Annotated in this window: 10 protein-coding genes; 6 read left to right on the forward strand and 4 right to left on the reverse strand. The window is 57.6% G+C overall.

Annotation, left to right across the window (positions count from 1 at the left end):
• The first annotated feature begins 81 nt into the window (after positions 1–81).
• Both RSSM_RS18370 and RSSM_RS18375 read left to right on the forward strand, forming a co-directional pair.
• Positions 82–459: a hypothetical protein gene (locus RSSM_RS18370; protein ID WP_008682011.1), complete on the forward strand. Its 378-nt coding sequence runs from the start codon at positions 82–84 to the stop codon at positions 457–459.
• 187 nt (positions 460–646) lie between these two features.
• Positions 647–835, forward strand: coding sequence for a hypothetical protein (locus RSSM_RS18375; protein WP_008682015.1), 189 nt, complete (start codon positions 647–649; stop codon positions 833–835).
• 55 nt (positions 836–890) lie between these two features.
• Here the strand turns inward: RSSM_RS18375 and RSSM_RS18380 are convergent, their stop codons facing one another.
• Both RSSM_RS18380 and RSSM_RS18385 read right to left on the reverse strand, forming a co-directional pair.
• On the reverse strand, positions 891–1,664 hold the full coding sequence (locus RSSM_RS18380; protein WP_008682017.1) for a gamma-glutamyl-gamma-aminobutyrate hydrolase family protein: 774 nt from the start codon (positions 1,662–1,664) through the stop codon (positions 891–893).
• A gap of 521 nt (positions 1,665–2,185) precedes the next feature.
• Positions 2,186–3,421, reverse strand: coding sequence for a hypothetical protein (locus RSSM_RS18385; RefSeq protein WP_144059931.1), 1,236 nt, complete (start codon positions 3,419–3,421; stop codon positions 2,186–2,188).
• A gap of 358 nt (positions 3,422–3,779) precedes the next feature.
• Between RSSM_RS18385 and RSSM_RS18390 the strand changes: the two genes are divergently transcribed.
• Positions 3,780–5,201, forward strand: a complete 1,422-nt coding sequence (locus tag RSSM_RS18390) for a putative sugar nucleotidyl transferase (RefSeq protein ID WP_044302971.1) — start codon at positions 3,780–3,782, stop codon at positions 5,199–5,201.
• 84 nt (positions 5,202–5,285) lie between these two features.
• Here RSSM_RS18390 and RSSM_RS18395 read toward each other — a convergent pair whose 3' ends face one another.
• Positions 5,286–6,671, reverse strand: a complete 1,386-nt coding sequence (locus RSSM_RS18395; protein ID WP_008682028.1) for a hypothetical protein — start codon at positions 6,669–6,671, stop codon at positions 5,286–5,288.
• A 358-nt stretch (positions 6,672–7,029) separates the two neighbouring features.
• On the opposite strand from RSSM_RS18395, the gene RSSM_RS18400 reads away from it, so the two are divergent.
• From RSSM_RS18400 to RSSM_RS18410, 3 genes are all read left to right on the forward strand, one after another.
• Positions 7,030–8,196 carry a DUF1570 domain-containing protein gene (locus RSSM_RS18400; protein ID WP_236621226.1) on the forward strand — a complete coding sequence of 389 codons (1,167 nt, stop codon included), beginning with the start codon at positions 7,030–7,032 and terminating at the stop codon, positions 8,194–8,196.
• A gap of 263 nt (positions 8,197–8,459) precedes the next feature.
• Entirely contained in the window at positions 8,460–9,884 is a 1,425-nt protein-coding gene (locus RSSM_RS18405) for a hypothetical protein (protein ID WP_081613836.1), read from the forward strand.
• Positions 9,885–10,031: 147 nt separating this feature from the next.
• The gene (locus RSSM_RS18410; RefSeq protein WP_008682041.1) at positions 10,032–10,976 is read left to right on the forward strand and encodes a hypothetical protein; all 945 of its coding nucleotides are present in this window, start codon (positions 10,032–10,034) and stop codon (positions 10,974–10,976) included.
• A gap of 143 nt (positions 10,977–11,119) precedes the next feature.
• Here RSSM_RS18410 and RSSM_RS18415 read toward each other — a convergent pair whose 3' ends face one another.
• Positions 11,120–11,761, reverse strand: coding sequence for a hypothetical protein (locus RSSM_RS18415; RefSeq protein ID WP_008682043.1), 642 nt, complete (start codon positions 11,759–11,761; stop codon positions 11,120–11,122).
• Between the last annotated feature and the right edge of the window lie 66 nt (positions 11,762–11,827).

Below are 11,827 nucleotides of genomic sequence, written 5' to 3' on the forward strand. Positions count from 1 at the left end.
GCACAGTTTCAAAGTCGACAGAACTTTGCCGTAACCGTGCCTACGAACCTGTCGATCACGGCGCCCCCAAACGTCGGCATCATGCACAATCAATCTGACGCCAACCAAGCGTTCCCTGTGCAGAGATGGCGAGTCATCGGGAACAACGTTCGGGGCGTGACGGCAACCTTTTCGACCGATGGCCCTTTTGTGCACAACATCGACCCGAATTGGAAACGGGACGTCCAGTTGGGCCTGAGCATCGCGTCGAGTTCCGGCGTCGGACGTTGGATCTTGACTCAAGCGGTCGACACAACGGACTACGCCAACGGGGATTCCTATGCGACCGTCGGCGCGATGAGCAATGGCACCTCGACCGCGTCGTTCGATTTGCAGGTCAGTTTCGTAACCGACACGTACGGCAGCTTTCCGTCCGGTTTGTACGAAACGACCGTGACCGGAACGATAACGGCGAACTGAACCCCGAAGGGAAAAGCTTGCGTTAGCGCCGGATATCGAACAACTCTCGCCAGGAATCTGACTCTGCGCGCAAAAAGAAACCGGGATACCTTGCGGGAAGGTACCCCGGTTTGTGCTGTCGACCGTGACTTCTTTCGTTGGCGAAACAATCCAAACAATCCTGCGTTACTCCTAACGCACTTCCCGGGTGACCAATCCTTCGGTCACCGTGACATTCCGTGTCGTCTGCAGCTTTCGAACCCAATCGGTCATTCGCATCCGTGCGGTGGCTACGTCGATCCGTCGACGTTCCTATGGGTTCGACAGCGAAGACATTCTCGTGCCAAACACCCGCGAGGGATGTTTAACAACGATGGTCGATCACTGGGTGATTTAGTTTGGACTCTTTGGCGAACGATCTCTCCTTAGTTCGTCAAATTGTTGCGACGAGATCAGGCAACCAGTTGCAAGTCGCCGGCGTCGGAAGCTCCTTCGAGTTGACCGCTTCGCTCGCGAACCGAGTCAACAAATTCTTCAAAGATACGAATATCCAGTGCCGAGGCGGCGTCGGATTCGGGGTGGAATTGGGTTCCGATGGCGAACCAGTCGATCATTTCGCTCTCGATCGCTTCGATGACTCCGTCGGGGCAACGAGCGGTGACACGGAAACCGGGTGCGACTTCATCGATCGCCATGTGGTGACGGCTGGTCACGCGAATTTCACCGTCGCCGTAGACGCGGCCGATCAGCGAATCACTGACGACGTCGAGGGTGTGACGGTGGTTGGTGTCTTGGACATCGTGATGCGGGACCGCCGAAGGGAGGTCTTCTTTGATGTGCAGGAACAGGTTTCCGCCCTGTTGGACGTTGAGCAGTTGCATTCCCGTTCCGATTCCGAAGACGGGCATGCGTCGTTCGGCGATTTCCGCCATCAGCATGCGATCGCTCTTCTCTCGTCCGGCATCGAGTGGCCGAACGCTCGGGTGCAGCATGAAACCATCGTTTCGTGGATCTAGATCGGCTCCGCCGATGAACATGAACCCCTCGACAGCGTCGAGAACCGTGTGAGCTGATTCTTCGTCGACCTGCGGTGGCACGAGCACGGGCACTCCACCGGCGTTGATGATCGAGCGGTAGTACCCCTCGGCAATGTACGCGAATGCGGGGGTGGTCCGGGCAGCGGCTCGGAAATCAGCATTGATTCCGATCAGGGGTTTGCGTGGCATCTGAAGGTCCTCTTCGATTCGGCAAATACTGGGAAAAGCCCGCAGCGGTTTACTTTCTGTGAATCCGTCCCTCCGAAAGAACAACCGTGGTTGCTCTACTCCTTGGCCGAATTCACAAAATGGGATGAATCGAATCGTGATCTCTGTTGCAGAACCGAAACCGGGGTGATCATGTCGACCGTCGCGCCCGGCTTGGTGCCATTTAGAAATCTAACCACCAACGTTTGACCTTCTCAAACCGCGTCCCAAGGTGTACCCACATTAGGAATGATTCAAAACCGTCTGACGTCTTCGTGCTTCGTCTTAAAGCACGGTGATTCGATGCGAATCATCCTTTCGCGTTGGGTGTTGGGCGGCGCGGCGAAGGTGTCGCGTCCGACATGCGAGGAAAATTAGGAGTCTCGGGGCGTGATTTCCAGCGCAAACGACATATTGATAAAATAGGATTTCAGACCACTACAGGTAGTGCTAGCAAATGCATTTTTTGCTAGCAAAGACCGGTTTTGGTGGTGTTAAAACGCTCAGTATTCGCCTGCCGATTGATGCCGCTTGACTGCCTCCAAAAAGGTGGCCCTTTCTGGTTCACTGGCGAACCCGATCGAGGCGAGCCGGGTGCCCCAAACCGGGTCGGCTTGCAGCCCGACCATCCCGTGGCGTCGAACGTCGAAGTCGGTCCCTTGGACCAACGCCCACGCGGCGACATCCTGCACCCGGGTCCGAATGATGGCGGGCATTTCCATCGGGAGTCGCGCCGCTTCATTCTTCCTATTTTCGTTTTTGTGTTCCTTTTGTCTGAGACGGTCTCGCGCCGCGTCGAGCTTGGGCTCATTGGCTCTCCGGTGATTCGTCTGGTTACCCAACTGCCGACCAGGCCGTCCCACCAATTGCTCCGGTGCCATACATACAACACGGCGATCCTCGAGCGCAGACAACAAACGCGCCGTATCGGTATCTCGAATCAACGAATGGGTCGCTTTCGTCCGAGCGCCCGGCCGCCGACACGAAGCCAGAATGGCTGCGGCTAAATCCCGGGCGAGTGGATGTTCGCATCGCATCACTTCCTCTCGCAACGAATCAGCCGCCTCGAAGCGGTCATACAATAGGGCCACGTGCAATCGTTCGGTGAGCGACCACCCGTAAGGATTCTCCAAGACGGTTCTGTCAATCAAACGGCCGATCACTCGCGCGCTCGTACCCGCTCCCAACGACACGTTTTTGGCTAGGCAGGTTCGCGTCATCTGTTCGTAAGTGCGACCCGATTGCGGACGAAATAGCTGCGGCGTTTGCGGAGCCATGCATCCGAGTTGACTCATCAAAACGAGATCAACGCGGTTGGATCGAACCCGAGAGTTCAGCACCGGCCACTGCAGATCAGGTCCCGCCGCAGAAGCGATCTGATGAAACGCACGCTTGGCTTCGCGGCCACCGCCCGCCCGCGATGCAAATTCGTTCCAGGTCGTTGCCAGCGGCGATTCGTCCGCCGACACCTCACCGAACGCAGATTCGCTTTCGCTTGGCCGCTCGTCCATCAACCGATCCAGCATTTGTTGATAGCTGGCCCATCGGATGTGTTCGACGAGCCTTTCGATGGCCAGCTGCGTTTCGAAGTCCGCGAGTAGACTCCGATTCAGGATCATCTGCACGATTGCCTGCCGCTCCGCCGCGGGCAGGTTACTGGCGACCTCTTCGAGTCCGGTGAACGCTCGCTCGCGAGTGCTGTGTGAGTCGTCGCTCAGCTCTTCGAGATATCGACTCACCAATGTCTCGGTCCTCAGCCGGTCGGTCGTCGGTAAGCTATCTTTTGGAGCCGAACCGTCCGCAGACAGCTTTCCCGAGCCTTGGACCAAAATGGCGAGGCAGACTACTGCCGACAAAACGCGTTTTATCTCGAGAGTGCATCCGTCGATCATTGCAACCATGAAGACAGCCGTCGTGAAGAGAAATCGAGAGTGCCGCCGATACGTTGTGCACTTGAAAACTCTAGTGTTGTCCCGCTACCGCGGCCACGAATTGTCGAGCCGCAATGGCCAAGACGCATCGAACCAATCGAGCTAAACTGCCCAATCGCTACAATCGATTCCGTGCCGATGACGATCCTGTACCCAAATGACGACCATGTTGATTTATTGCTTTGAAGATGACCGCGTCGAACAACTCGCCCCAATCGTCCACGCGCGGCCCGCATACGCGATCGGCTGTGCCAGCTATCGATTGATCGACTGGCTCCACACACTGCGAAAGGAGCACGAAGATGCGTGTCTGGTGGGCGAGGTTCGCGATTATCTCGTTGAGATTCAGTCGGCTGATTACAAAATCCAAACACCCCCGAAATCGTTGCGGTCACCGACCACAACGGAGTCCGAACACCCCGATGTGCTGCTCGTCAACGCTCGGTTGATCCCGTCGGTAAGTAATCTGCGAGTGCTGCGGGACCTGGTCCGTTCGCAGCGTTACAGTGTCATCATGTCCGATCACCCCGAGCATGAAACGGACGTCGAACCGGACTCGGAAAAGACCCAAGACATGCCGGGATCCATCCTCGCCGCTTGGGTTCCTGCAGGTGAAATCTCCAAGGCGATCGAACGTTCAGCGAAACTGAAAAGGGACACAAAAACGTCGACATCCACCGGTTCAGCGGGCGCTCGCGGCGGCGAAAACGAATCGTCAGAAAAGTCGTCGTTTTACCGTGTTCTCTGCCGTCATGCCGCTTCCACGGCCTCACGCTCCTCCGCACAACTGAGTGAGTTTCATTGGCCTCACGACGTCGTTGCTGCACACATGAAGTGTATCAACGATTCGATCGAATACCGCATCAGTCAGGGGAACTACTCCCAACTGCAAGACGGCGTTTTCGTCGGCGAAAACGTCTCGATCGGCGACTACGAATCGATCCATACCGACGGCGGAGCGATCGTTCTCGATGACAACGTGAAGGTCGGTCCGTTTTGCTTTCTCGAAGGGCCTCTTTATGCGGGTGCGAACACGCGAGTCATCGAACATTCATCGATCAAAGACGGCGTCGCATTAGGACACACAACCAAAATCGGTGGCGAAGTCGAGGCCTCAGTCATCGAACCTTACACCAACAAACAGCACCACGGATTCCTCGGCCACAGTTACCTCGGCAGTTGGATCAACCTCGGTGCAGGGACTTGTAACAGCGACCTAAAAAACACCTACGGAAAAATCAATATCGAGTACGGCAACACCAAGGTCCCCACCGGAATGCAATTCCTCGGTTGCATCATGGGCGACTATTCCAAGAGCGCGATCAACACGGGAATCTTTACTGGCAAAGTGATCGGCGTTTGCAGCATGATGTACGGTTTTGTAACCAGCAACGTCCCCAGTTACGTCAACTACGCACGCTTATTCGGTCAAACGTCGCTACTGCCACCGGAGGTGATGGTGAACACTCAAGCGAGAATGTTCGCTCGACGAAAAGTGCAACAACGCCAGGCCGATATCGACCTCATCCACGCGATGTATCATCGCACCGAAGCAGAACGACAGATGTCCGATCAGCTAGGTTTTTAGATACTCGCATGCTTTAGAGTGGGCCACTTTCACAGCACGTCCCTTTCACAACCGGGATGGGGTTGTTCGCCGCCAGTGTGTATCTCACGGCAATGGGATTCCATTGACGAGGAACGGTACCTCGTTGCGTCGCACGGAGGTTGGCGATTCATAGATCAGTTCGGCGTCCGCGGGGATTTCACCTCCGAGGTCAAACAGATATCCGATTCCGACTCCCGTTTTGGTTTGCCGATAGACTTCGTAGCCGAGGTGGTCTTTTCTCGTACCATCCGCCAAACGAACCCACACATCGTTTTCAAAAATCCATTGACGGTGACTTTCGAGAGATCGTCCGGCGAACATCAGCTCGACACCGACGCGTATCTCATGCAGCGGATCGCTATCGCGGAGCCGCTCGATGGTGACCGTCATTGCGTCTTGAGTTTGGGATGGTGTGACTTCGTCGAGCATCAGTGTGAATTGTCGTCGGTTGCCGGGCAGCAACGCGGTGATCTTTCCTGACAGGTTTTTGATCTCGCTGGCATCGCCTCGGGGGACCGCTTTGTCATTTTCTTTGCCGTCGAAATCAATCCGCCGGGCCGGCAATCGCATCGGCAAGTAAAACTGGCTCTCGGCAATCTCACCTGACGTCGCGATGTCGATTCGTTCGCCCGAGGTTTGCGGTTTCAGATCAACTCCGTTGTCCAGTTTCCCTGTGACTTCGGAGATCGGGATACTCAATCCGATCGGTGTTCGGTTGGGTTGCCATGAAATCGACATGGTCAGGTTGAGCCCATTTTGTGACGGTGCCCCGAGCACTCGTCGAGCGGTCACCATGGTCGGTTCGATCCGATAGATCCCCGCATAGGCTGCCGAGTCCACGCGCGACATGCGTTCTTCCGCCCGCGGGACCAACGCGAGCCGTTCCCGGTCTCCGGCGTAAAAATTGATATCCAAATTGGTCTGATCCAATACAAGATCAACCGCCTGCCAAAACCCCATCGGAGCGGCGGGCGGATGAATGGGCTGCGTCGCATCGATCGGGACGCCCGACGACGCGAGATCAAACTCCACACCACTGGCCAAACTGATCGCCTCGAGTGCTTCACCGAGAGATTGTGCCTCAGCCATCCGAACGGTCGTGGTCTCGATCTCGACGCGGGTTTTCATCTGCCGCCACTGAGCTTCAATTCGCTGCAGTCGTTCTCGGGCGTCGAGCGATAACGAATCCAAGATCACCGGCACATACTCGGCCGCTTCAGGTCCTGCCGCGAGCAACTTCTGCTCGGCCTCGCGGCGAGTTTGAGCCGTCGGCCCGTCTAACTCAGCAATCCACACCGGCACGTCGCGGCCAAGAACAATCTCCTCTGTCGCGGCAGCGGACGAATCAGTTTTCGCCGCCCGCGCATCGCGATCGTCACCCCGGAGCGAAGCAGTCGATGACGTGAAAAGCAGTAAACCAAAACCAAACGCGGCGGTACGTGCTGCCAAGCCACCGTGTCGACACGTTCGCCTCGCAAGCCGCATAACCGAACCAATCGCTACGCGAGACATATTCGGTGGAGTCTTCATGGGACGGATTTCTACAAAAAGTGAACGAACAGTTCTGGCATCAACAGCCTCAAACTTGATTCTAACCTAGGTTTGATCAGACCGTGTTGGTGTCGGGGGGCATCGCCGGATCTGTTTCCGCTATCGACGTCTCTCCTCCGACACCCCCGACGCTATGCGACTGCCACGACTTCGGGCTCTACCGATTCGACACACCACCAACGGCCAACGTCGTCAAACCGTTTCGTCACGATACCGTGCTATAGGTACGCACGGTCGACGGCGTTCGTTTGCCGCGGTGTGCATCCTTCTCTTCGGTGCATTGGCTGTGGCACCGATGCAGGTCGGTCCACTCGGTGTGGCGCACTGCTTTGCCGATCCGGGCGGAAGCGCTCGACCGAGCAGCAACACGCATGTCGTCTCGCGGAACGTCGCCCGTCGGCATACCGCGCCACGTGGCCCCCAACCGGTTGAGTTTCTCGTCAACTCACGATGGGAAACGGGGCTGCACCTGATCGATTCGGCGACGGAATCACTCGTGATCGCCGAAGACGGTTGGTTGCACACGGTTTCCATGAATGACCGTGCGCAGTCGATGCGTTCCACCAACGAACGGTTCGAACCCGCATCGGCGACGCGAATGAGAAACCAACTGCGAGCCGAGTTCGGTCCCTCCTTCGAGGTCATCGCCACGAGCAACTTCCTCGTTGTGCAACCGCGTGGGAGAGGCGACCGGTGGCCGCGCATGTTCGAGAACTCCCATCGCTCTTTCATTGAGTACATGTCCAAACGAGGCGTCAAGGTTCGGACGGGTCGGTTTCCAATGGTTGCCGTTGTCCTTCCCGATGCCCGTGCGATGTATGCCGAGTTGGACCGACTCGGGATCGACGTCTCTCGCGTTGCCGGAATTTACGCGAACCGCTGCAACCGTGTGATGACGCATGATGGCGGTCGTTTGTCTGACATCGCGGCAACGGTCCGACACGAAGCCGCCCACCAATCCGCGTTCAACTCGGGAGTGCACAGCCGAGTGAACGACACACCGAGTTGGATCACCGAAGGTATCGGTCAAATGTTCGAACCCGAAGCGCTCGCCTCAGGACGCGCGGCCGCTCGTTTGAACGACCGAGTCAATCGAGAATCGCTCAACCACATTCGCAAACAATTGTCCTTACGCAGCGCCGACGACATCACCGCATGGGTCGAACAACTCGTCGATGGTGACGAAGCGTTTCGAGACGGCGGACGTGTGCATACCGCCTACGCGGTTTCTTGGGCGATGATGTTCTATCTGTCCGAACGCGACAGCGAAACGTTCGCTGACATACTGAACTTCACCGCCACCCGGCCACCCTTCGAACCGTATCGCCGCGGCCAACGACGTATCGATTTTGAACGAATCGTGGGTACCGACACCGTCACTTTCTCGAAACGACTCGCTCACTTTATTCGGTCACTTCCATAGACCAGTCGCGGGATGCGACAATACTGCGCAGCCCGTTCGCAGACATCACCGTTGAGAAGTTTCGCGGCGTCAAATCATGTTGGCATTGACCTGAATTGGCGAAAGGATCACGTCGGCTGCACGAATCGCAGATCGGCTCGCGCAAAATGAATTTGCTTTCAAACCGCGTGATCGAAATCGCGTAACAACGCGAAACCTTTCCACGCCCGGCCGGTTAGAAGAAATGAGACACACCCTTATTTCTCCCCCAAGGCGAAACGATCATGTTTACGAGATGGACGAGTTTGATATTGATAGCGGGCGCGACGTGCATGCTCGCCTCCCCAGTTTCCGCACAACCACGTGATGGACGAGGTGGCCCAAGAACAGGCAGCCCAGGACGCGGTGGACCAGAACAGGGCGGCCCGGGGCGTGGTGCCCCCGAAGCAGGATCGCCAAACCGGATGATGCAAATGCTGCCTATCTTTGCAGCGATCGACGCCGATGGTGACGGTGCGATTTCCAGCGAAGAAATGGAGAACGCTTCGTCCGCCCTGAAATCCCTCGACAAAGACGAAGACGGCTCTCTCGATGCCACCGAGACACGCCCAAACTTTGGCAACCGTGCCGAAGGCGACAACCCCCGCATGCGTGGTGGTCCCATGTCGGACCGTCAACGTGATGGCCTCTCTCGTGGACGCGGCCCCGGCCCCGGTGCACAACGTGGTAGACAAACCGATCGCCAACGTGACGTTCGTGGTCCCCAACGTGGCCGTTCAGATTATGCGTTTCGTGGGAAAGGACGCGACCATGGACCGTCCTTTCGCGACCGGAGCGGTCGCTCGGATGGCAGAGGCTTTCGAGGTGGCCGGAGCGGATCTCGTGACTTTGGCTTTCGTGGGCAAAGCCGTCGAGGAGGAAAATTCGAGTTCCGTGGTCGCAGCTCGCGAGACAGTTTTCGCAAACAACGGTTCGCTCATTCTCGGGAACGCGGGTCGGCACGCGATCGAGGAAATGCTCGGCACGCAATGAACTCTCGCGACGATGACCGTGGCATGAGAAGCGGCCGAAGCCGTGATCACAAAAGCATGGACCGTGGTGCCAGCCGACGCGGACCCAACGGGATGTCACGCGATCGCGGCGAAGACCGCTCACCACGTGGCATGCATGACGGACAACGTCGTGGAAAGGGGCCGCGAGGCGCCGACGCTCGCCAGCACCGTGGCGAACGCAAGACAGATGCCAAAGCCGACACGGACGATGAAACCACACCCGAAACCAGTGCCAGCGAATCCTCCCAAGCGGACGAAGCGGCTGAGTTGACCGAAGAGGATGCCGAAGAAAACGAAGAAGCAGGCAATCGAGAACGCCGAGGACGCCGCGGTGAAGGCATGCGTGGCGGCGGCCCCCGTGGTGGCGGCCCTCGCGGTGAAGGACCTCGTGGTGGTGGCCCCCGAGGCGACGGTGACACCACGCGAGGCGGTTTTGGAATGGTGGAACGCCTGATGAAACTCGACACGAACGAAGACGGCGAACTCTCCAAAGACGAACTCAGCGAGGTCGCCGATCGGGGAGCCGAGATGCTCAAACGCATTGACGAGAACAGTGACGGCACCCTCTCAAAAGAAGAACTCGAATCACTCCAATCCCGAGCAGAACAAATGCGTCGCGGTCGTGGTGGACGCGGAGGACGTCCCGACCAAGAGTAGACGCTGCAAGAGCCGCCGTTTTCCCGGCTCGCAGAACATTTCGAATTTTCTGGTAACACATCTCGAGACAGCTCGCTTGGCAATTTGTGACGTGACCTATATCGCGTCCATCGCACCAAACGTCCGCCTTTTTGAGAAGCCAGAACCATGAAAACTCGAACGAAAAACTGGATCCGTACCGCCGCAGCACTCGCCATTCTCGGAACCTCCTGCAATCCCGTCTTCGCCTGTGGTGGCGGCGGTGGCGGTGGCTACCGAGGAGGCTATGGCGGCGGATACGCCGTCGCACCGAGCCCTTCGACATGCGGATCGGCGGGCTACGCGGCCCCAGCTCGGTACGCGGCTCCTCAACCTCGATTCAACTCGGTTGCCCCTTCCGCCCCGAGTCGTTTTCAACATCCGGGCCCAGCCAGCACCTCCGCTTCGTTCGCAAGCGGACAGAACGTGGGTTTCCGCGGGCAACAGCCATCGGCTCCACGCTCCTCGTCTCGAACCGCTCCCCAGCAACAAGCACAGTTCACCGGAGCCCGTAGCGGTTTTGCCAACGGGAACACCAATCCGACAACACGAACCAACACAGCGTCCGTTCAACCGGTTCGACAAAACGCTGCTCCGGTTCAATCCAATGGTTCTCGTGCAGTGGCTCAAACCCGTTCACAGAACAACCCCGCACCGACACAACCTTCCGAAGCCTCTGCACTGCAGATGCTAGCCTCGCTCTCAGGCAACGCCAACTCGAACGCCGGGAATTCTGCTGTATCTTCGAGCATTCCGGAATTCGGAAGAGCCGCCAGCGATACGACCGCGGCAGCCACGCCGGCACCTCACGTCGGAACCTGGACGGTTTCTTTGCCAGGCGACCAATCGGTTTCTCTCATCTTGAACGATGACAGCACGTTTACTTGGTCGGCCACCAAGGGCGGCAGCACGAAGAGTTTCAACGGCGAGTACCGTCTCGACAACGATCGGTTGTCCTTGAAGCGAGCGAGCGACCTCCAACAAATGCAGGGCAGTTGGACCGCATCGGCAAACGGATTCGTCTTCAAAGTCGACGGCGACACCACCGGTTCGCTGAACTTCACCCGCTCGTAGAAACAGACGAAAACCTTTCGAGGTGAACGCGGCGGTTTATCCAACGCGTTGGGCGATTGCGGTGCGGCAATCAGAAACCGATGCGGCGGCGAGCGGATTCTTCTCCTCCCTCGCCGACGCATCGGTTTTGTCTTTTTGATCGATCAGCCGGCGGCCAACCGTTGTTGACGCGACGACAGCCATCCGAAGAAGATCGACCCGGACAACAACCCGACCAGGCACAACACGCCGAGCACACCCACTGCAGCGAGCCGCCCCTGGAGCTCGTGATTCTGAACCAAACGGTTGAGGGTTTCCTGATGCGAGCCGTCCATTCGCAACAGACACGCACTCTCGTACTGAACCATATCGCCTGTTTTCACCGTCCCGTCGTAGCGACGTGAAATCAACTCATCGCGAACCCAACCGAGGTCGATCGCGACATCGCTCGAACTGACGTCCGCGTTTGTCTCCTGCAGACGCTGATCGACGTAGTTCTCGACCGCCCCGAGTGCCATCACTTCCATCATCTCGACCGCGGCCTCGGGTGTCGGTGCCGGTCCTGACGTGATCGCAATGAGAACCTCGTCACTCTCGTCCGAATCGAGCGGCGTTCGACCTTCTTCGATCCATTGTGGGCGGTCGAGCGGATATTCCACGTGGTCCAAAGGTGCCACACTCAACGCGACCGGCTCGTTGGCTTCCTCTTTCTCGCCGGAATCATCCGAAGCCGCCGAGCACACGTTCAACGAAGCAAACAACACCGCCGATACCATGATCGCCGAAAATCGTCGTAAAACATTCATGAGAACCTCTCAACGCAAACGCAATAACAAAAGACTCACAGCGCGACCGCTGAATTGCTGCCCGGT

The organism is Aporhodopirellula sallentina SM41, assembly GCF_000346505.1.
Taxonomy (GTDB): Bacteria; Planctomycetota; Planctomycetia; order Pirellulales; family Pirellulaceae; genus Rhodopirellula; species Rhodopirellula sallentina.

Excerpts from the sequence above, each read along its gene's own strand:
- RSSM_RS18370 (WP_008682011.1), top strand. The coding sequence starts at position 82 with ATGCACAATCAATCTGACGCCAACCAAGCGTTCCCTGTGCAGAGATGG.
- RSSM_RS18380 (WP_008682017.1), bottom strand. The coding sequence starts at position 1,664 with ATGCCACGCAAACCCCTGATCGGAATCAATGCTGATTTCCGAGCCGCT.
- RSSM_RS18390 (WP_044302971.1), top strand. The coding sequence starts at position 3,780 with ATGTTGATTTATTGCTTTGAAGATGACCGCGTCGAACAACTCGCCCCA.
- RSSM_RS18405 (WP_081613836.1), top strand. The coding sequence starts at position 8,460 with ATGTTTACGAGATGGACGAGTTTGATATTGATAGCGGGCGCGACGTGC.
- RSSM_RS18410 (WP_008682041.1), top strand. The coding sequence starts at position 10,032 with ATGAAAACTCGAACGAAAAACTGGATCCGTACCGCCGCAGCACTCGCC.
- RSSM_RS18415 (WP_008682043.1), bottom strand. The coding sequence starts at position 11,761 with ATGAATGTTTTACGACGATTTTCGGCGATCATGGTATCGGCGGTGTTG.